The sequence below is a fragment of the Okibacterium fritillariae genome (assembly GCF_052783725.1).
On sequence record NZ_CP199917.1, the window covers coordinates 1121402 to 1141900 of the forward strand.

General features: G+C 68.7%; 18 protein-coding genes. 10 read left to right on the plus strand and 8 right to left on the minus strand.

All coding sequences use genetic code 11. The features are described 5' to 3' along the window. Positions 1 to 16 precede the first annotated feature (16 nt). The 5 genes from ACUWEX_RS05310 to ACUWEX_RS05330 are packed head-to-tail and all read left to right on the plus strand — an operon-like array spanning position 17 to position 5174. Positions 17 to 1600 (plus strand): ABC transporter substrate-binding protein, encoded by a 1584-nt coding sequence (locus tag ACUWEX_RS05310; protein ID WP_445997336.1) that lies wholly within the window; start codon positions 17 to 19, stop codon positions 1598 to 1600. Beyond that, positions 1584 to 2654, plus strand: a complete 1071-nt coding sequence (locus ACUWEX_RS05315) for an ABC transporter permease (RefSeq protein WP_445997337.1) — start codon at positions 1584 to 1586, stop codon at positions 2652 to 2654. Before ACUWEX_RS05310 ends, ACUWEX_RS05315 begins: the two co-directional genes overlap by 17 nt. After that, positions 2651 to 3532, plus strand: a complete 882-nt coding sequence (locus ACUWEX_RS05320) for an ABC transporter permease (protein ID WP_077053622.1) — start codon at positions 2651 to 2653, stop codon at positions 3530 to 3532. Before ACUWEX_RS05315 ends, ACUWEX_RS05320 begins: the two co-directional genes overlap by 4 nt. Further along, complete coding sequence (locus tag ACUWEX_RS05325) at positions 3529 to 4401, plus strand: ABC transporter ATP-binding protein (protein ID WP_445997338.1); 873 nt, start codon at positions 3529 to 3531, stop codon at positions 4399 to 4401. Before ACUWEX_RS05320 ends, ACUWEX_RS05325 begins: the two co-directional genes overlap by 4 nt. Further along, positions 4398 to 5174, plus strand: a complete 777-nt coding sequence (locus ACUWEX_RS05330; protein WP_079727170.1) for an ABC transporter ATP-binding protein — start codon at positions 4398 to 4400, stop codon at positions 5172 to 5174. The genes ACUWEX_RS05325 and ACUWEX_RS05330 overlap by 4 nt, the downstream gene beginning before the upstream one ends. Here the strand turns inward: ACUWEX_RS05330 and ACUWEX_RS05335 are convergent. The 3 genes from ACUWEX_RS05335 to ACUWEX_RS05345 all read right to left on the minus strand — a co-directional run bounded on the left by ACUWEX_RS05335 (position 5171) and on the right by ACUWEX_RS05345 (position 8967). Then, complete coding sequence (locus ACUWEX_RS05335; RefSeq protein ID WP_445997339.1) at positions 5171 to 5341, minus strand: hypothetical protein; 171 nt, start codon at positions 5339 to 5341, stop codon at positions 5171 to 5173. The genes ACUWEX_RS05330 and ACUWEX_RS05335 overlap by 4 nt on opposite strands. Before the next feature lie 184 nt (positions 5342 to 5525). After that, the gene (locus ACUWEX_RS05340; RefSeq protein ID WP_445997340.1) at positions 5526 to 7076 is read right to left on the minus strand and encodes a carboxypeptidase regulatory-like domain-containing protein; all 1551 of its coding nucleotides are present in this window, start codon (positions 7074 to 7076) and stop codon (positions 5526 to 5528) included. Between the two features lie 106 nt (positions 7077 to 7182). Then, on the minus strand, positions 7183 to 8967 hold the full coding sequence (locus ACUWEX_RS05345; RefSeq protein ID WP_445997341.1) for a bifunctional 3'-5' exonuclease/DNA polymerase: 1785 nt from the start codon (positions 8965 to 8967) through the stop codon (positions 7183 to 7185). A 48-nt stretch (positions 8968 to 9015) separates the two neighbouring features. On the opposite strand from ACUWEX_RS05345, the gene ACUWEX_RS05350 reads away from it, so the two are divergent. After that, positions 9016 to 9321 carry a rhodanese-like domain-containing protein gene (locus tag ACUWEX_RS05350; protein ID WP_079727172.1) on the plus strand — a complete coding sequence of 102 codons (306 nt, stop codon included), beginning with the start codon at positions 9016 to 9018 and terminating at the stop codon, positions 9319 to 9321. Positions 9322 to 9437: 116 nt separating this feature from the next. On the opposite strand, the gene ACUWEX_RS05355 is transcribed toward ACUWEX_RS05350, so the two are convergent. Further along, positions 9438 to 11672, minus strand: coding sequence for a hypothetical protein (locus tag ACUWEX_RS05355; RefSeq protein ID WP_445997342.1), 2235 nt, complete (start codon positions 11670 to 11672; stop codon positions 9438 to 9440). 235 nt (positions 11673 to 11907) lie between these two features. Here ACUWEX_RS05355 and ACUWEX_RS05360 point away from each other — a divergent pair, with 235 nt between their 5' ends. Both ACUWEX_RS05360 and ACUWEX_RS05365 read left to right on the plus strand, forming a co-directional pair. Then, positions 11908 to 12474: a LemA family protein gene (locus ACUWEX_RS05360; protein WP_077053616.1), complete on the plus strand. Its 567-nt coding sequence runs from the start codon at positions 11908 to 11910 to the stop codon at positions 12472 to 12474. 37 nt (positions 12475 to 12511) lie between these two features. After that, positions 12512 to 13396, plus strand: coding sequence for a M48 family metalloprotease (locus tag ACUWEX_RS05365; RefSeq protein ID WP_445997343.1), 885 nt, complete (start codon positions 12512 to 12514; stop codon positions 13394 to 13396). Between the two features lie 117 nt (positions 13397 to 13513). Here the strand turns inward: ACUWEX_RS05365 and ACUWEX_RS05370 are convergent, their stop codons facing one another. Next, a complete protein-coding gene (locus tag ACUWEX_RS05370) occupies positions 13514 to 15076 on the minus strand; it encodes a hypothetical protein (protein ID WP_445997344.1) in 1563 nt (520 codons plus the stop codon). Positions 15077 to 15212: 136 nt separating this feature from the next. Further along, positions 15213 to 16433: a winged helix-turn-helix domain-containing protein gene (locus tag ACUWEX_RS05375; RefSeq protein WP_445997345.1), complete on the minus strand. Its 1221-nt coding sequence runs from the start codon at positions 16431 to 16433 to the stop codon at positions 15213 to 15215. 117 nt (positions 16434 to 16550) lie between these two features. Between ACUWEX_RS05375 and ACUWEX_RS05380 the strand changes: the two genes are divergently transcribed. After that, positions 16551 to 17798, plus strand: a complete 1248-nt coding sequence (locus ACUWEX_RS05380) for an AI-2E family transporter (protein WP_079727177.1) — start codon at positions 16551 to 16553, stop codon at positions 17796 to 17798. After that, positions 17795 to 19132 (plus strand): threonine ammonia-lyase, encoded by a 1338-nt coding sequence (gene ilvA / locus ACUWEX_RS05385; protein WP_079727178.1) that lies wholly within the window; start codon positions 17795 to 17797, stop codon positions 19130 to 19132. The genes ACUWEX_RS05380 and ilvA overlap by 4 nt, the downstream gene beginning before the upstream one ends. 104 nt (positions 19133 to 19236) lie before the next feature. Here the strand turns inward: ilvA and greA are convergent, their stop codons facing one another. Together greA and ACUWEX_RS05395 are read right to left on the minus strand one after the other, a co-directional pair. Then, positions 19237 to 19728, minus strand: a complete 492-nt coding sequence (greA, locus tag ACUWEX_RS05390; RefSeq protein WP_079727179.1) for a transcription elongation factor GreA — start codon at positions 19726 to 19728, stop codon at positions 19237 to 19239. Positions 19729 to 19803: 75 nt separating this feature from the next. Next, positions 19804 to 20421, minus strand: a complete 618-nt coding sequence (locus ACUWEX_RS05395) for a DUF4307 domain-containing protein (RefSeq protein ID WP_445997346.1) — start codon at positions 20419 to 20421, stop codon at positions 19804 to 19806. Positions 20422 to 20499 lie beyond the last annotated feature (78 nt).

The window sequence follows — 20499 nt, forward strand, 5'->3', positions numbered from 1 at the left end:
GATAAGGAGCACCACCTTGTCACCAATCTCCCGCCGCGCTACCCGACGCGGCACCGCAGCGGTCGGCCTCGTCGTCGCCGCCGCTCTCGCCCTCACAGCCTGCTCCGCGGGCGGCACCGATAACGCCGCCAGTGGAAAATCCCTCGTCGTCGACGCGTCGTTCGACCTGAAGACCGCCGACCCCAACCGCGAATACGAGACCACGGGCTCGATCGTCGCGAAGGCGCTCTACGAGACGCTCCTCACCTTCGACGGTGACGACGTGACGAAGCCCGTCGACGGTCTCGCCAGCTACGAGATGAACGCCGACAACACGGTGCTCACCCTGACCATGAAGGACGGCAAGAAGTTCTCCGACGGCACCGACGTGACCGTCGACGACGCCGTGTTCTCGCTGCAGCGCGTGCAGGGCGTGAAGGGCAACCCCTCGTTCCTACTCGACGGCATCACGATCGAGAAGACTTCCGACACGACGCTGACCCTGACGTCGGCGACGCCCAACCCGGCGCTCCCGTTCATCCTGCCGAACCCCGCCCTCGGCGTGGTCAACCAGGAGATCGTGGAGAAGAACGGCGGCAGCACCGCGGCCGACGACGACGCCGAAGCGTTCCTCAACAAGGAGTCGGCCGGTTCGGGCCCCTACAAGCTGGAGTCCTTCGACGCCGCCTCGCAGGTGGTCTTCACGGCGAACCCCGAATACACCGGAACGAAGCCGGCCTACGAGCGCGTCGTTCTGCGCAACGTGCAGGGCCCCACGCAGAAGCTCAACGTCGAGGCCGGTGACTCGCAGGTCGCCCTCGACCTGAACCCCGACCAGGTGGCCGAGCTCGACGACTCGAAGGTCTCGATCATCGCGAACCCCTCGCGCTACATGATCTTCCTGCTGCTGAACCAGGACCCGTCCGTCTCGAAGATCACGAGCAACCCCAAGTTCCTCGAGGCCGTCAAGCTCGGCATCGACTACGACAAGATCGTCGACCTCTCGGGCGAGGGTTCGGTGCGCCCCGGCGGATTCATCCCCTCGATCTTCAACGGTGCGCTCGACGCGAAGGACGGCAACCAGTTCGACGCCGATGCCGCCAAGGCTGCTCTGGCCGAATCCGGTTACGCCGGCGAGGCCGTCACGCTGAACTTCCCGAACGACATCACGGTGCAGGGCCTGTCGCTGCAGAGCATCGCCGAATCGGTGCAGGCGCAGCTGAAGAGCGTCGGCATCACCGTCACGCTCGCACCCGCACCCGTCGCCACGGAGCTCGACTCCTACCGCGACGGCAAGGAGACCGTCGGCCTCTGGTACTGGGGCCCGGACTTCCCGGACCCGTCGAACTACCTGGCTTTCACGCCCGGTGAACTCGTCGGCCTGCGTGCCGGCTGGGCTGCCGGTGCCGACCCGACCGTGAGCGACCTGGCCGCCGCCGCGATCGCCGCGACCGACACCGACGCCCGCGCCACCGCGTACCAGGACCTGCAGAAGGCCCAGAACGCGTCCGGCCCGTTCATCCCGCTGCTGCAGCCCGCCCAGAACGTGGTCACGGCGACCTCGATCAAGACGGTGCCGCTCAACCCCACCTGGACCGTCGATCTTGCCGGAATCCAGTAAAACCGCACCGACGAAGAGCGCGCGAGCGGGTCTGCACCCGCTCGCGCGCTACCTCGGCATCCGCCTGGGCCTCACGGTCCTGCTGATGTTCGGGGTCACGCTCGTCACGTTCACGCTCACGAACCTCGTCCCCGCCGACCCCGTCCAGGCGGCGCTCGGCGAGCAGGCCGCGGCCGACCCGGCGATCGTCGCGCAGTTTCGCGAGAACGCCGGCCTCGACAAGCCCCTGCCCGTGCAATACGTGACGTATGTCACCAACCTGCTGCACGGCGACCTCGGCACGTCGCAGCAGACGCGCGGTGCCGTTGCGGATGAACTCGGCCGCGCTTTCCCCGCCACCGCCGAACTCGCGCTCACCGCCATCGTCATCTCGATCGTCATCGGCGTGGGCCTCGGCATGTGGGCGGCCCTGAAGCGTCGCACCATCACCGACCAGATGATCCGCGTCGTGAGCCTCATCGGCATCTCGGTGCCGTCGTTCTGGCTCGCGCTCGTGGTCTACTTCGTCTTCTTCTCGCAGCTGCACTGGTTCCCGGGTTCGGGCCGCCTGTCGCCCGCGGCCATCCCGCCGCCCACGGTGACGGGGCTGTTCACGGTCGATTCGTTGCTCGCCGGGCAGGTCGACACGTTCCTGGATGCCGTGGCTCACCTCATCCTGCCCGCCTCGGTTCTGGCGCTGTACACGATCGGCCTGCTCACGCGGTTCGCCCGCTCGGCCATCCTCGAGGTGCTCGACCTCGACTTCGTGCGCGCCGCCCGCGCCAAGGGGCTGCCCGGCCGCGTCGTCGTCACGCGCTATGTGCTGCGCGGCGCCCTCGTGCCCATCATCACGGTGCTGGGTGTCGCCTTCGGCTCGCTGCTGTCGGGCACCGTGCTCGTCGAGAAGGTCTACTCGTGGCACGGCCTCGGCGAGTACGCCTACTCGGCCGCCACCAAGCTCGACCTTCCCGCCATCATGGGCGTGGGCCTCGTCGTGGGCTTCGTCTACATCGGCCTCAACTTCCTGGTCGACGTGCTCTACGGCTTCATCGACCCGAGAGTGAGGGTGGCATGACCGACGTCCTGGCCGTTCAGACCAAGCGCCGCTCGCGTCTGCGCATCTCGAAGCAGCTGCGCACGCCGCTCGCCATCACGGGCGGCGTCATCGTGGCCTTCTGGCTGCTGGTCGCCGTGTTCGCACCCCTCATCCGCCCGTTCGACCCCCTGGCGCAGGACTTCGACCGGCTACAGGCACCGAGCGCCGCGCACTGGTTCGGCACCGACCAGGTGGGGCGCGACGTCCTGTCGCGCGTCATCAGCGGCGCGCAGGTGTCGATCCCGCTCGCCCTCATGCTCGTGATCTTCGCCATGCTCATCGGCTCGGTCTTGGGCGCCATCGCCGGCTACTTCGGCAAGGCGCTCGACGAGACCATCATGCGCATCGCCGACCTGGTGTTCGCGTTCCCGACCATCATCCTGGCCATGGTCATCGCCGCATCGCTCGGGCCCAGCCTGACCAATGCCGTCATAGCCATGCTCATCGTGTCGTGGCCGGCCTATGCCCGCGTCACGCGCTCACTCGTGCTGGGTGCGCGCAACGCCGAATACGTGGTGGCCGGGCGCCTGCTGGGCAACGGCCCGTTCACGTCGCTCAGCAAGGACATCCTGCCGAACGTCGTGTCACCCGTGGTCGTTCTCGCCACGCTCGACGTGGGCACGGCGATCCTGCTGCTCTCCGGCCTCTCCTTCCTGGGGCTCGGCGCCGTGCCGCCCACGCCCGACTGGGGCGCCATGGTGTCGGATGGCGTGCAGAACTTCTCCTCGTGGTGGATCGCCGCTTTCCCGGGCCTCGCCATTCTCACCGTCGTGCTCGCCTTCAACTTCTTGGGCGACGCGTTGCGGGACGCGCTCGACCCGCGCTCGCAGGAAGCCGTTCAGGGGAGGGCGCTGTGAGCGCATCCGGAATCACCATTCAAGGACTGACCCTCAGCTTCGGGCGGGGGGATGCCGAGAAGCAGATCCTGCGCGGCATCGACCTCGAGGTGCCGGCCGGCCAGATCACGGGGCTCGCGGGCGAATCGGGGTCGGGCAAGACCATGACGGGGCTCGCCGTGTGCGGGCTGCTGCCCGCGGGCGCGAACGTGGGTGGCAGCATCCGCTTCGAGGACGTCGAATTGACGCAGCTCAAGCAGCGCGCCATGAACGAATACCGCGGCGCCAAGATCGCCATGATCTTCCAAGACCCGACCGCGAGCCTGCACCCCATGCTCACGATCGAGGCGCAGCTCATCGACCACTATCGGCACCACACCGGCGCGTCGAAGAAGGTCGCGAAGCAGCGGGCGCTCGAGATGCTCGGTCTCGTGGCCGTGCCGAGCCCCGAAGCTGCGCTGCGCAAGTACCCGCACCAGTTCTCGGGTGGGCAGTTGCAGCGCATCGCCATCGCGTCGGCGCTCATGTGCGAGCCGTCGGTGCTGATCGCCGACGAGCCCACGACGGCGCTCGACGTCACTGTTCAGGCCGGAATCCTGCGGCTGCTGCGCACGCTGTGCGACGAACTGGGCATCGCGATCATCCTCGTCACGCACGACCTCGGCGTGATGTCGGCGCTGGCCGACACGATCGCGGTCATGCGCATGGGGGAGATCGTCGAGCACGGCTCACGGTTCCAGGTCATCACCGATCCGCAGCATCCCTATACCCGAGCGCTCATCGAGGCCCTGCCCGACGCTGCCGATGCGCCCGATGCGGCCCATTCGCCCGATACGTCTTCTGCGGCGAATGCGTCGGATGCAGCACCTACCGAAGGCGGTCTGTCATGACTCTGCTCTCGCTCGACGACGTGCGCGTCACCTACAAGCTGCCCGGCCGCGGCACCCTCAACGCCGTCGACGGGGTGAGCTTCGACCTCGAACCCCGCCAGGTGCTCGGCCTGGTCGGTGAATCCGGATGCGGCAAGTCCACGTTGGCGCGCGCGGTCTGCGGTCTCGAACCCACGTCGGCCGGTTCGATCAGCTTCAACGGTCAGCGCATCGGCAAGCTCGGCCTGCGCAAACGCGACCCCGCGCTCATGCGCATCCAGATGGTGTTCCAGAACCCGTTCGCGTCGCTCAACCCCCGCCGCACCATCGGCAGCCAGATCGAGGACGGTCTGCGCGTGAACCCCGATCGTGACGCCTGGAATGTGGCGCAGTTGCTCGAACACGTCGAACTGGATGCCTCGAGCCGCGACCGCTATCCGCACCAGTTCTCGGGTGGTCAGCGTCAGCGCATCGCCATCGCGCGGGCCATCGCGGCCGGGCCCGAACTGTTGATCGGCGACGAGCCCATCGCCTCGCTCGACGCCTCGCTGCAGGCGCGCGTCGCGAAACTCATGCGCAAGCTGGCGGTCGAGACGGGCGCGGCGCTGCTGTTCATCAGCCACGACCTGTCGGTGGTGCGCGTGATCGCCGACGATGTCGCCGTCATGAGCGCGGGCAAGATCGTCGAGCGCGGGCCCGTCGATCGCGTGTGGACCAACCCTCAGGATGCCTACACGCAGCGTCTGCTCGCCGCCATCCCGGTCGTCGACGGCCTCGGCCGCCTGCCGGGCTAGTCCGGCGGGATCAGCGACGCGATCGTGAACTCCTTGGTCGTGAACCGCCACCGGGTGCGCACCATGGTCACGCCCTGTGCGCGCAACTCGGCGGCGAGGGAGAGGGTTAAACGCGGAGCGCCCGGTGCTCTCGTCCATCCGGAATCGGAGGAGTAGATGTCGGTCACCGTCGGCCGTGCCTGGGGGCTCCGATAACGTTTCGCAACAGCTGGCGGCGTCGAATCGGACACATCATCAGACAACAGCATGCGGCGTCTTTCGCATACCCCCGGTTCGGGGCGGAGACGGCCGGCCCCGGAGGGACGGAACGCGGCACCACAGGGTGGGTGGCGCCGCGTTCCGTCTGCCGGTCTAGCGTTCGGTGCGAGCGTGGACGCGGCGGCGTCGAGCTGCCGCGGAGCCCGAGCCCAGGGCGACCAGGGCGCCGAGTCCGAGGAGGAGGCTGGCGGTGATCGTCAGACCGGGGAGGGTCTCAGCACCCGTCGCCGGCAACGAGCCGGATCCCGGTCGGCCACCGACGGTCCCGGGAGCCGGCGCAGCAGTGGGGGCGTCGGACGGACTCGGCACCGTTGTCGGCGCGGGGGTCGCGGTGGGATCGGGCGTAGGCGTAGGCGTAGGCGTGGGCTCGGCGATGACGGCCGCGAGTCGGAAGGCGGGCACAGTGACCGCCGCTCCGGCGTTGTCGACGCTCACCGTCTGCGCCGCCGGACCGTCGAATTCGAAGTCATCCGGTGCCGTCGCGGTTACCGTGTAATCGCCGACATCGAGGCCGGCGAAGTCGTAGGTGCCGTCATCATCGGTCGTCGTCGTGACGTCGGCGAGGGCTCCGTCGAGGTCGATGGTGACGTCGGGCACGGGCGCGCCGTCCTCGTCGAGCACGGAACCGGCGATCGTTCCCGACGGGGCGACGACCGGGGGTGCGAGCTCGAAGTTCACGTTGGCGGCATCCTGCGTGGTGAGATCGACACCGCGACTCGACGATCCGTTCGGGGTCGAACCGGTGGGCACCTCCACGGCGACGGTGTAACCGGGGGCCGCGGTGTAGCCGGGGAACGCGTAGGCCCCCGACGCGTCGGATGTCGTGGTCGCGACGGCGTCACCGTTTGCATCGGTCAGGGTCAGCGTCGCCCCCGCGTAGGCCGAGCCACCGTCAGCGGTCGACGTGACCGACCCGCTGATGTCCCGGGCGAGGCCGGTGAACCAGGTCTGGAAGATCGGCAAACCGCTTCGGCTCGTGAACGAGAAGGTCAGCGTCTTGATGGCCGCCGTGGGCTCGAACCATCCGGCCGCGCCCGAGGTGTCTGCGGCGCCGTCGTTGCCGGTAAGGGTCGCGGTCGCCGGGTCCCACGTGGGCACATCGGTCGCCGAGCCGGTGCAGGACGGCTCGCCTGTGCCGTTGTTGGCGCAGTAGTTGAAGCCGCCTCGGTAGTTCAGTTGGGCAGCCGACACGGTGGCACCGGTGGCGGTCGTGGCACTCACGCGCACGGCGTCGGCGTCGATATCGCCGAGGACGAGCGCCCAGCCGGCCGTCGGCGTCGCGGTGTCGAAGGTGTACGTGGTGGTCGACGGGCCATTGGATGTCGTGGCGGGAAGGTTGAGGTACTCCTGGTTTCGCGACGTTCCGTATTTTGACCCCACGGGGGTCGTCGGCGAGAGCCAGGTGGTGGCACCCGACACGACTCCCGCGTTCCGGGTGCCTGCGTCCGTCGCGATGGTCGCGTTCGGGAACGCCCCGATGCCGAGGCTCAGGGCTCCGGTCTGAGCGCCGGCCGGGCCGGTGAGATCCGTGAAGTCGGCCCACCGCGTGGTCGTGGCCGCATCTGCCGGGAGGGCGGTCAGCCCCACCACGACGGCTGCGGCGGCGACGGTGGCGAGGGTGGTGGTCTTCTTCGAAATGCCCATGACGAGACCATAGGTGAGATTATCTCGCCAAACGGGGGTCTTGCATCGCTTCCGACACTGGGTTAGTACGCGCTAGCGGCCGCCAGGATGGGCGTGTGCGCAGCCGTCACTTCGCCTCGGCGTAGTTGTCGGCGATCGCCACCTCGAGTGCGAAGTCGATGGGGAACCCGCCGAACAGCAGGCGACCGGCCTCGGCGGCCGATTCGCGCACGGCCGATGCGACGTCGTCGGCCACCGCGGCGGGCGCGTGCACCATCACCTCGTCGTGCAGGAAGAACACGAGCTGCGGCGTTCCTTCGGCCGTGCGCAGGGAGCGCAGGCGCAACCGCAGCCCTGCCATCCAGCACATCGCCCACTCGGCCGCGGTGCCCTGCGCCACGAAGTTGCGTGTGAAGCGACCCCAGTCGCGAGCCACCTGGCGGGCGCGCTTCTCATCGGCGGGGGAGGTGCCCTCCTGCCCGATGAGCCGGGTCACCTCGCGCCACTCATCCGACGGCAGGGGCGAACTGCGCCCCAGCCACGTGCTCACCTGCTCGCCCGCCTCGCCGGCTCGCGCGGCAGCCTCGACGAGCCCCGTGGCTTTCGGGTAGGCCTTCAGCAGACGCGGCATGAGTCGCGCGCTCTCGCCCGAGGTCGCGCCATAGAGGGCGCCCAGCATAGCGAGCTTGGCGTGCGGTCGGGTGTCGACGACACCCGCGTCGACGAGGCCCTGGTAGAGGTCGCGCTCGCGGCCGGCGTCGGCCATCGCGGTGTCGCGCGACATGGCGGCGATGATGCGCGGTTCGAGCTGGGCGGCGTCGGCGACGACCAGTTTCCAGCCGTCGTCGGCTTGCACGGCCGAACGGATCTGCGCGGGGAGTTGCAGCGCGCCGCCTCCCGAGGTGGCCCACCGTCCCGTCACGACACCGCCCACCACATAGTCGGGGTGGAACCGGCCGTCGCGCACCCACGCATCCATCCAGGCCCAGCCGTTGGCGCCCAACAGCCGGGACATCTTCTTGTATCGCAGCAGGGGCTCGATCACCGGATGCTTGAGCTCGCCCAGCTCCCATTTGCTCGTCGACGTCACGCCGAGGCCCGCCTGCCGGAGCGCCCGCAACAGCTCGGGCTGCGAATCGGGGTTCAGCTGCGGCGCACCGAGCAGAACGCGGATCTCGTCGGCCAGGCGTTCGAGCTTCTCGGGCCGCCCGTTGTGGGTGGGGCGGGGGCCCAGGATGTCCGCCAGCTGCCGGTCGTGCACATCAGTCCGCCACGGCACCCCGCTGTGCCGCATCTCGGCGGCGATCAGCGCGCCCGTCGACTCGGCGACGAGCAGCAGCCGCAGTCGACCGGGCTCGGAACACGACGCGAGCGCGTCGAGCTGCCGCTGCAATTCGTCGAGCGCCGACAGCCCGGAATCGGCCGGAGCGTCGTCGTCGAGCAGGCCGTCGAAGAGCGTTTCTCCGCGGGAAGGTCGAACGAAGGCGGGCGGGGCGTCCCACGCATCCAGGGGGGACGCGTGCAGACGGCTCGCGCGCGTCGAGACCGCACGGCGCAGGATGGTGCGACACAGGCGCAGGTCCCAGGCGCGTTCGACGAGCACACCCCGTTGCAGCAGCTCGCCATACCAAACCGAGGTGTCGTCCCACACCCAGCGCGGCCGGGCGGCGGCTGGGCTCGCGCCGCGGCTCTGGGCGGCACCAGCACTCGTATCGGCACCAGCACTCGTATCAGCACCGGCTCCCGCATCCGCACCGATCGCCGCGGCCGCGTCCGCCACGCGCTCCCGCCGGTCGACCTCGCGCGCAACCTCGTCGGCGCCGAGCGTCATGCTGTCGAGCACGACCCCCGCGTCGTCGACCTCGGTGAGGCGCGCCGAACCGCCGGGCAGGCGATCGAGCACGAGGAACATCCCCCTATTCTCGCCGCAGCCACCGACATCGCGTGACAGGATGAACCTATGAAGGAGATCACCCCCAGCGACCTGCAGGCCATCGACACCCCCCGCATCATCGACGTGCGCGAGGACGACGAGTGGGCCGAGGCGCATGTCGACGGCACCACGCACGTGCCCATGAGCACCCTCACCGAGAACCTCGACAAGATTCCGGATGACTCCACGGTCTACGTGCTCTGCCACTCGGGCGGCCGCAGCGCGCGCGTCACCGACTACCTCGAGCAGCAGGGCTACGACGCCGTCAACATCTCCGGCGGCATCACGGCCTGGCACCAGAGCGGCCTGCCGGTCGTCTTCGGCGACCGCTAGAACTCACTTCGCGGTTCGCGGTCCGCGGTCCGCGGCTTGCGGCTTGCGGCCTGTGGCTCGTGTCGCACACGGCGGGCCGTCCCGGCGCGCACTCAGGTGCCGTGCCCGGTCGCCGCTCAGCGCAGCGCGGGCTGAACGTAGCGCCGCCACAGCCACAGCGACAGCGAGACCGCACCGAATCCCACGGCCAGCAACACGGCGACCGATGCGGCCACCCCACCCTGCCAGCTGTCGATCACGGGCCCGAGCTGCAGGAACAGCGCCGTGAACATCATGAGGGTCACAGCCATCCATAGCGGTTTCGACCACGAGTAGATCGCGCGCCCGCTCAGCTGCCCCAGCGGGATCAGCATGATGGCGGCCGATCCGACGCCCGCCATGGCCGTGATTCCGGCGATCTCAGAACCGAGCGCGCCCCAGAAGCCCGACGGCTGACCGATTAAGCCGGTAGCGACCCACCCGACCACGCCCACCGAGAACACGGCGGCGATGCGGGCGAGGGCCACTTTGCCGCGCAGCTCGGCACCGATCACGCTGACGAGGCTGACGGTGAAGACGAGCCCGAACAGGATGGCGGGCTGCAGTTCGAGCAGCCGAGACAGGGCGGATGCCGCGGCGACGGCGATCAGATAGCGCGGAGCGAGTTTGATGGTGGCGGGCCCGGCCTTCCACCACCGCGCGAGCACGACGGGCACGAGGGTTCCGGCCGCGTTGACGAGCAGCAGGGCAATCACCGAGGCGAGCAGCAGCCGCAGATATCCGGGCTGGCCCTCGATCGGGTTGGCCAGCATCACCAGGATCGCCGTCATGACGATGCCGAAGGCACCCGTCACCCACACGCCGGGGCTCGGCAGCTCGGGAGCACGGTCGAATTCGGCGGCCGAGCGGTTGCGCCCCGTGAAGTGTGAGATGCCGTGGCCGTGGCGCCGCACGGGCGAAATGCGCGCGGCGACGATGTTCGCGAGCAACCGCGCGGGCACGAGCAGGAGCGCGATGGCTCCGGCGGCCAGCGCGACGGCTCGCCACCACTCAGCCGTGAACAGCACACCGGATGTGGGCTGCAGGGCGTTGGTGAAGGGCGTGCTGTCGGCCCACGTGCCGCCGTTCTCCTGCAGGCCGCCGCCTCCGCCTGGGGGAGTGGCTCCTTCGCTGGGCGTCTGACCGGGCGTCGCCGGAGCGGGCGCGGGCGTCGCGGTCGACCCGGGCGCGGGGGCTGCTGTGGGCGCGGGAGTCTTCGTGCCCGGCGCCTGGGGCGTGCTGCCGGGCGTTCCCGGCGCCGTCGGCGTGCCACCCGATCCGGATGCCGCGCCATAGTTCACGCTCACGGGAACGCTCGAGGCCGGCAGGTTCTTACCGTCGGTCTGCAGCGCGATCAGTGTGGCGGCACCCGACGGCATGCCCACCCCCGAGCAGCTCCAGCGCCCGCCCGAGACGGTCGCGGTGCACACGAGCCGCTCGCCCTGCTCGTTGCCGGCATTGACCATCACGGTGAGACCGTCTGTGCCGGTGCCCGAGTAGGTGGCGTTCGCGGGCGACACGCTCTGCCCGTTGGTCGGCGACGTGATGGTCGGCGCCGGGATGCTCTCGATCTCGACCCGGATCGGCACGCTCGTGCTCGGTCGTGACGCGGCACCCCCCGGGGTGAAGGCTTGCGTCGCCTGAATGTTATAGGTGCCCGACGGGGTCGAGTCGGGGATGGTCGCGCCCCACGTGCCGGCGTTCGTGACGGTCGTCGTGGCGAACACGTTTCCGTTCGAGGCCACCGTCACGGTCGCGCCCGGGTAGCCCTTTCCGCTGATGGGCCCGGGCGTCGTACCGCTCTGCGGGTTCACGGTGGGCGGCATGAGCGCCTGGATGGTCACCGACGCGCGCTGGTTCTCGGTCTGTCCGCCGCCGTACTGCACGGCCGTGAGCACGTACTGACGCCCACTCTGCGACACCGGCACGATGCAGTCGAAGGTCGTCCCCGCATCGCCCGACACCTGGCACAGGCTGTCTTGCCCCGGTCCCGCGAGAATCTGGATGCTCGTGCCCGGCGCCTTGGTGCCCTGCACGCGCACGCTCGTGCCGTTGACGAAGGTGCCCGGCGCGGGAGACGTGATGGTGGGCGCCGGCAGCGGCGCGGGAGCCGTCGCCGGAGGCGCGGGGCTGGGCGTCGACTCGGCGAAGGCCGCGGAGGTTCCGGCAAACACCGACGCGCCCGTCAGCACGATCAACGCGGCGAGTGCGACGCCGAGAATGCCGCGAAAGCGAGAGGATGTCGCAACCGGCGTCTGCCCCAGGATCGCCGAGCGCGCCTCAGACGACTGCGCCCGGGCCGGTGCCGCTCGGTTGATACGTGAAATCCCCACTACATACCATTTAGCCCAGCCATCCGCGTTTCCCGCAACCCACTCGCCGCGTTTGGACGTATTTCCCAGCCCGCCCGGCCTTTCTCCGACGCATGACCGCGCTCTCCTCACTCTTCCGGTCTCAGCGGATGCCGAGCCGAGCCCTGGCCGAAACACAGCCGACACTCGGACAGGGGCCATTAGTATTGCCACACCCGCACCTTTTTCTGCCTCACAACTTTTAGGAGCCCAGGCCATGGAATGGCTCATCCCGGTACTCATCGTCGTCGCCCTGGTCGCTGTGATCGGCATCTACTTCTGGGTCACCTACAACTCCCTCGTCACCCTCAACGTTCGCGTCGACGAGGCCTGGAGCGACATCACGGTTCAGCTGAAACGCCGCGCCGACCTCATCCCGAACATCATCGAAGCCGTGAAGGGCTATGCCGCCCACGAGAAGTCGGTGTTCGAGAACGTGACGAAGGCCCGCGCAGAGACGCTCGGCGCCGCCAGCCCCGCTGAAGCATCCGTGGCGGAGAACCACATGCAGCAGGCCCTGAAGTCGATCTTCGCCGTGGCCGAGGCCTACCCGCAGCTGCAGGCGTCGCAGAACTACCTGCAGTTGCAGGGAGAGCTGGTCGACACCGAAGACAAGATCCAGGCGTCCCGCCGGTTCTACAACGGTGGCGTGCGCGAGCTCAACACCAAGATCAAGGTGTTCCCCAACAACCTGTTCGCCAAGAACCTCGGCTTCTCTGAGCGCGAGTTCTTCGAGGTCACCGACAGCGCGGCCATCGCAGAGCCCCCGCGCGTGCAGTTCTAGTCGCGGCATCCGGCCCGCCCTGATCGACGAGGTCTAGATGTACCGCGCTATTGCGAAAAATAAACGGAACACGGTCTTCATCATCGTGTTCTTCCTGCTGATCATCGGCGGGCTCGGCTGGCTCGCCGGCTATATCTACAACAGCCCGACCATCGTGATCTTCACGATTCTCGGGGCCTCGGCCTACGCGCTGTTCCAGTACTTCTTCGCGGCGAAGCAGGCGCTCGCGGTGTCGGGCGCGCAAGAGATCGAGAAGCGCGACAACCCGCGGCTCTACCGCATCGTCGAGAACCTATCGATCGCCACGGGCACCCCGATGCCCAAGGTCTACATCATCAACGACCCGGCGCCGAACGCCTTCGCCACGGGTCGCGACCCGCAGCACGCCTCGGTCGCGGCGACCACCGGCCTGCTCGACCTCATGACCGATCCCGAGCTCGAGGGCGTCATGGCGCACGAGCTGGGTCACGTGCGCAACTACGACATCCGTGTGTCGATGGTGGTCTTCGGGCTCGTCGTCGCGGTGGGCTTCATCTCGGATATGTTCCTGCGCATGGCCTTCTTCGGCGGCAACCGCAACAACAACAACGGCGGCGGCAACCCGGTCATCATGATCGTCGGCCTCGTCGCCATGCTCGTGGCGCCCCTCGTGGCCACGGTCGTGCAGCTGGCGATCTCGCGTCAGCGCGAATATCTGGCCGACGCCACGGGCGCTCTCACGACGCGTCACCCCGAAGCGCTGGCCAGCGCCCTGCAGAAACTCGCCGCCTACGGTCGGCCCATGCAGAAGCAGAACAGCTCGATGGCGCACCTGTGGATCGCCGACCCCATGAAGCCCGGCGTCATGGATCGCCTCTTTGCCACGCACCCGCCCATCCCCGATCGGGTCGAGCGTCTGCGCACCATGGGTGGCGGCTTCTAGACCTGCCAGTTCGTCGCCGGGCCTTGCGCGCCGACGACAAAGGGGCGGTCCGAACCTCTCGGTTCGAACCGCCCCTTTGTGCCTGCCCGCAGCGCCGCCTCTCAGCGGCCCGGCGGTTTAGTAGAACTCGAGCGAGACCTTCTGGTCGGCGTCGATGTTGATCTTGCCGGAGGGACCCCAGTCGTCGGAACCGTATTCGACCGTTCCGGCGGAACCGTCGAACTTGGTGCCGTTGACGGTCGCCCCCACGTCACCCTCGCCGGACTCGAAGTAGCGTCCGTTCTCGTCGACCGTCACGGTCGGGTAGGTGTTGACCTTGTAGGCGACGCTCGACACCGAGGAGAAGTCGAGGTAGGTGGGGATGCGCAGTCCGCAGCCCTCGGGGTTGGTGTCGGTCGAGGCGACGCATTCGTCGAGGTGCGCGTTGACTTCCTTCTGCACGGCGTCCGTGAGGGCCTTCGTCGGCTTGAGGCCGAGCTCGATGCCTTCGTAGTTCGCCTTGCCGCCGGTGCCAGCCGTGAAGGTCTGGGCCTCGGCTTCGAAGAGGTCGCCCTCGGGAGCGCCGATGTCGTACACGGCGGGGTAGGCCTGGATGCTGCCCTTGTCGGTGAAGTCCACGGTGGTGCCGTTGACGCTGGCCTTCGTGTTGGTCGACGAGTACATGTAGATCGTCGACAGCAACGGCTTGTCGATGGTCCACTTACCGTCGTCCTTGCTCAGGTCGAGCGTGGCGTCGTAGGTGCGGCCGTCGAGCACGTAGGTGACCGACGCGTAGGCGCTGTCGCGGCTCGACGAGATGCGGGACACCTTGGGCTTCGAGATGAACTCGGGCGATTCGCGCAACACGTCGTCGGTGAGGAGAACGGTTTCTTCCTCGCCGAGACCCGGGTCGACCAGCTTGTTGGCTTCCTCGGCCTTACCCTGGCTGATCGCGGTGAGGTAGTTGCGCACGAGCGCCTCGGGGCCGTTGTTCGCGCCCACGATGACCGCGGTCACGATGCCACCGATGCCGAGCAGCAGCACGACGGCCGCAGCGATCACGCTGAGCAGGATGACGCGCTTCTTCTTCTTAGGATCCATGCGCGGCTTCTGGGGGCCGGGGCCACCTGCCGGGAAGTAGGCGGCGCCGTAGCCGGGCTGACCAGGCTGACCAGGCTGACCAGCGTACGGACCCGGCTGGCCGGCGCCGTAGGGAGGCTGTCCGGGCTGACCGGGCTGACCCTGTCCGGGCTGCGCGCCGTACGGCGGCTGCGGCTGACCCGCTCCGTAGGGCGGCTGAGGCTGACCGGACTGGCCGGCGCCGTAGGGCGGCTGAGGCTGCGACTGCGAGGGGTCGGACTGACCTGCGCCGGAGGACGCCTGGCCGGACTGGCCCTGCTGGCCAGGCTGCCCCGCGCCGTAAGGAGGCTGAGGCTGGCCCTGCTGGCCCTGCTGGCCTGCGCTGTACGGCGGCTGCCCCTGCTGGTTCTGGTTCGCACCGTAGGCCTGCTGGCCGTGCTGCTGCGCACCGTAGCCCTGCTGGCCCTGCTGGCCCTGCTGGCCGGGGACCGGCGGCACGAAGGGCTGCTGCCCCTGCGGCGGGATCGGCGGCGGCGTCGAGCCGGCGTGCTGTTCGCCGTTCTCGGGCCGGTGGGTGTTCTCGTTCTGCCCCTGCTGGTCGGGGCGCTCTTCGTCTGCCATGGCAATCACTCGTCCTCAGTGTTCGGTGCGTCGTGGCAAACGTAGCAGTTTTCGCACCCCTGAAAGAGGGTAAGAAGCCCGAAAACACGCGGATGTCATGGGCACTTCTCCCCATCCGCCACTCGGCACAGACGCTTTAGTGGCTGAGCGCGTCTCCGAGGGCGCCTCGCAGATCGCCGCTGAGGGTTCCTCGTTCGCGCACCGAGATCTTCTCGAGTCCCTGCCACTCGGCGGCCCGCCGCAGCAACGCGGCGAGCTTGTCGGCGGTCTCGGGCGGTGCGGATGGCTCGCGCCACGCCGATTGCACGAGCAACGTCTTGCTCTGCCGGTCGTTCTTCAGGTCGACGCGGCCGGCGAGCACGCCGTCGATCAGCACGGGCTGCACGTAGTAGCCGTGGACGCGCTTCGGCTCGGGCGTGTAGATCTCGATGCGGTAGTGGAAGTCGAAGAGCCGCAGGGCGCGACTGCGGGCCCAGACGACGGGGTCGAAGGGGGAGAGGAGGGCATCGACATCCATGCGCCGCGGGCGTCGGGCGTCACGGTGCAGCCACGCCGCACGGGGTTTGCCGCCCTGAGTCCACCCCTCGACGGCGACGGGCAGCAGCTCGCCCGCGTCGACCAGGTCGCGGATGGCCTCGCGCGTGTCGGCCGAGGGCAGGCGGAAGTAGTCGGCGATGTCGTCGAGTGTGCCGATGCCGTGGGCCCGGGCCGCGTGGGCGACGAGCTCGCGGATGGCATCCGGTTTGGACACGACACGGGACGTGATCTCGGACGGGAGGACTTGGGCGGGTAGGGCGTAGCGCCGCTCGAACCCCTTGCGGCCCGCGGAGACGAGCTCGCCGCTGCGGAACAACACCTCGAGCCCGCGCTTCACGTCGGACCACCCCCACCACGGCCCCTGGCGCACGTTGTCCTCGTGCTCGATGTCGCTGGCCGCGCGCGGGCCGCCGCGCTCGATCTCGGCCAGGAGCCAATCGAGCGTGGCGCGGTTCTCGCGCACCCAGCCGTCGGAGTCGGCCAGCGCGCGGTCGCGGTAACGATCCATGCGCCACTGGAAGAGGGGCAGCATCTCGCGCCGCATGAACGTGGCCTCGTGGCCCCAGTATTCGAGGTAGCGGGCGCGGGGCGCGAGCGTGATCGCGTCGAGCAGCGACTTGTCGTAGGCGCCCAGGCGCGCGAAGACGGGCAGGTAGTGGCTGCGCTCCCACACGTTGACCGAGTCGATCTGTAAGACGCCGAGCCGGTCGAGGGCACCCGTCAGCTGGCGCGTTCCGACGCTCGCCGGCACTGGGCGACCGAAGCCCTGCGCGGCCAGCGCGATGCGTCGCGCGCTCGCGATCGACACCGTCTCGGTCATGGGCGCCCCTGTTCCCTCATGGGGGCCAGCGTATCGTCGGCCACCGACACGCGCGGCGGCCGTTCTGAGGCATCCGGTATAGCCCCATCGGTATGGCCCTACTCCTAGACTTGAGCGATGAGCGACACGACGAAGAGCAGTTGGTGGCAGCGCCTGTTCCAGACCCCGTCCGACGAGCACGTCGTCGTGGTCGAAGACTCTGGTGTCGATGAGGACGCGGTGCCGCGCGGCATGCGCATCGCGGGGGCGTGGGGTTGGCGCATCCTGGTCATCGCGGGGGTCACGGCGCTCGCCGTCTTCCTGGTCATCCAGCTGCGGTTGATCGTCATTCCGCTGCTCATCGGCGTGCTCGTGGCCGCTCTGCTCACGCCGCTCGTGAACTTCCTGCACCGACACAAGTGGCCGCGCGGTCTGGCCATCGCGGCCGCCATGCTGGGCGCGCTCGTCGCTGTCTCGGGGCTGCTCGCGCTGGCGATCTGGCAGATCTCCCGCCAATTCGGTGAGGTGCGCGATCGCACGGTGCAGTCCTTCGACGATCTCAAAGAGATGCTGCTGCAGTCGCCGCTGCACATCACCGAGGCCGACATCAACGCGTGGATCCAGGGCCTCTTCGGGTCGATCCAACAAGACTCGCAAGTGCTGGTCAGCGGCGCGCTCTCGATCGGTTCGACCCTCGGTCACGTGGCCACGGGCCTGTTCCTGTCGCTCTTCTGCCTGCTCTTCATCCTGATCGACGGCCGGGGAATCTGGCGGTGGGTCGTGCGCCTTATGCCGCGCCGCGCGCGCAGCGCCGTCGACGGTGCCGGCAAGGCCGGATGGTTCACGCTCACCAACTACGCCCGCACCCAGATTCTCGTCGCCACGATCGACGCCGCCGGCATCGGCATCGGTGCCTTCGCGCTCGGGGTGCCGCTCGCGGCCCCCATCGCCGTGCTCGTGTTCCTCGGTGCCTTCGTGCCCATCGTCGGAGCCGTCGTCACGGGCGCCGTCGCGGTCTTCATCGCCCTGGTCTACAACGGCTGGGTGATCGCGCTCATCATGCTCGGCATCGTCCTGCTCGTGCAGCAGGTCGAGGGCCATGTGTTGCAACCCCTGCTCATGGGCAGCGCCGTCAAGGTGCACCCGCTCGCCGTCGTGCTCGTCGTGGCCGGCGGCACCCTTCTAGCCGGCATCCCCGGCGCTCTCTTCGCGGTTCCGATCGCCGCCGTCATCAACGTGATGGTGCGCTACGTCGCGAGCGGGGTCTGGAAGACGCCGGGGCTATCTCCCCAGGTCGTCCCGGGCTCTGCGCTCTGGCAAACCGTTCCGCGGAACCCGCACGTCGGGTCATCCGCTCGCAAGAAAGGCGCTCAGGCTCCCGAATGAGTGACACGCAAGATTCCCGCACCTATGTCGAAGACGAGCTCGTGGCCGAATCGGTGGGCGGTGGGCTCTCCGAAGCTGCCGCCGACACCGGATCTGCGTCTGAACGCGGTCTGATCGCCACGCTCGAGCAGTTCGAGGCGGCGCGTGCCGTCGTGGCGAAGGTTGCTCAGGACACGCCGCTCGAATCATCCCGCTATCTCGCCGAATTGCTCGGCCAGCCCGTCTACCTCAAGTGCGAAAACCTGCAGCGCACGGGCTCCTACAAGATCCGCGGCGCCTACAACCGGATGTCGCAACTCACCGCCGAGGAACGCGCACGGGGTGTCGTGGCGGCGTCGGCCGGCAACCACGCCCAGGGTGTGGCGTTCGCGGCGCGTGAGCTCGGCATCCGCTCGACCATCTTCATGCCCATGGGCGTGCCGCTGCCGAAGCTGCAGGCCACCAAGAACTACGGCGCCGAGGTCGTGCTGGGCGGCACGGCCGTGGACGAGGCCCTGCGCGCGGCCGCCGCCTACGCCGAAGAGACGGGCGCCATCTTCATCCCGCCGTTCGATCACCCCGACATCATCGTCGGCCAGGGAACGCTCGGCCTCGAGATCTATGAGAGCGTGCCCGACCTCGAGACGGTCGTCGTTCCGATCGGCGGTGGCGGCCTCATCGCGGGTGTCGCCGCGGCGGTCAAGCAGCGGGCGGCCAAGGATGGTCGCGTCGTGCGCGTCATCGGTGTGCAAGCCCAGAACGCCGCCGCCTATCCGCCGTCGCTCGCCTCGGGGGAGCCCACCACCATCACGGTCAACCCGACCATCGCGGATGGCATCGCCGTCGGCCGGCCCGGAGCGTTGAACTTCGAGATCATCCGCGACTATGTCGACGAGGTCGTCACGGTCACCGAGGACGACATGGCCAAGGCCCTGCTGGTGCTGTTGGAGCGCGCGAAGATGGTCGTCGAGCCGGCCGGTGCAGCGGGTGTCGCGGCCGTGCTGGCGGGCAAGGTGACGGCGTCGGGGCCCACCGCGCTGATCCTCTCGGGCGGCAACATCGACCCGCTGCTGATGCAGCGCGTGATCGCGCATGGGCTGGCGGCATCCGATCGTTACCTGACGCTGCGCATCCCGTTGCCCGACCGCCCGGGCCAGCTGGCGCGCACGTCGGAGCTCGTGGCCGCGGCGAACGCCAACGTCATCGAGGTGCTGCACACCCGGCACGGCCACGGCCTGCAGATCGGCCAGGTCGAACTCGAGCTGAGCGTCGAAACGCGCGACCCGCAGCACCGACAGCATGTCGTCGACACGCTGCGGGCCGCGGGCTACGAGCCCCACATCCTCGAGGACTAGGCGCTGAGAGGCTGTCCGAGTCGTGCCCGCTCGCATGCAAGAAGCCCCGGTGATGGCCGGGGCTTCGAGCGTGATGTAAGCGGGTAACGGTGAGCTGCGGGCACCTACTGGCCGGCGTAGGTCTCGACCTTCTCGATCTCGACCGCGATCTCTTTGCCGTTGGGGGCCGTGTAGCTCGTCTTCTCGCCGACCTTCAGGCCGAGGATGGCCTCGCCCAGAGGGCTCTTCTCGCTGTAGACGTCGAGGTCGCTGTTGGCGGCGATCTCGCGGTTGCCGAGCAGGAAGACCTCGCTGCCGCCCGCCACGTTGGCCGTGATGACCGTGCCGGGCTCGACGACACCCGACGATTCGGGGGTGACGCCCACCTTGGCGTCGCGCAGGAGCGCGGTCAGGGTGCGGATGCGCGCCTCCTGCTTGCCCTGCTCGTCCTTGGCGGCGTGGTAGCCGCCGTTCTCCTTCAGGTCGCCCTCTTCGCGAGCCGCCTCGATGCGCTTGGCGATCTCTTCGCGGCCCGTCGTCGACAGGCGGTCGAGCTCGGCGTGCAAGCGGTCGAACGCGTCCTGGGTGAGGAAGGTGACGTCGGTCTCATCGGCCACGAGGAACTCCTAACAGTAACGAACGCCCCGACGAAAGCCGGGGCGCTGGAAGTCAAAACGTATTAGCTGGTCAGTCTAGGCGAGCCAACAACGGTAGATCAACCCGGTGTTGCCGAGTTCAGTGGTCAAGACATCCGTCGTGAACTGGCGCGTGCGCTGCTCGGACGCCGGGATCTCGAGCACCTTCCACCCCACGGGCGCGAACTCCTCGTTCAGGGCCTGCGCGACACAGTTGATGGGCGTGCCCGGCTCGGCCGTGACCTCGAACGTGACCTGCACCTGATGCTCGTCGACCACCTTGTGCCCGATGTCGCGGGCCTCGAGCGCCGGCGCGTTGCCGTCGAGCCCCGCCCACAACACCCAGGCCGCGAACACGACCACGATGAGGCCGCCGAAGATCGCCAGCACGGTCTTCTCGCGCGAGCGGGTGCGGCGACCGCGGCCATAGCGCTCGGCGATCTGTTCGTTGCCGGCCGCGACGACGGGTTCGGGCAGCCGGGGGCGTTCGGCGCCGACGGCACCGTCCTCGGCCGCGACGTCGTCTTCGATGACCAGACCGCTTCTGACCGAACTGCTTCCGGCGGCGTCGACGGGGATGTCGGAGGAGCGCGAACTCGTCACCGGAATGCCGCTGCCCGAAACCTGGCGCCCCTCAGCGGGACGACGGCCGGACGGGCCCTCAACTTGTGACATCGGATCAGTCTCCACACGCGGAACGATTACGCTTGTCCTACAAGGCTATTGCCAAATGCTGAGAGTTGAGACCGCTTC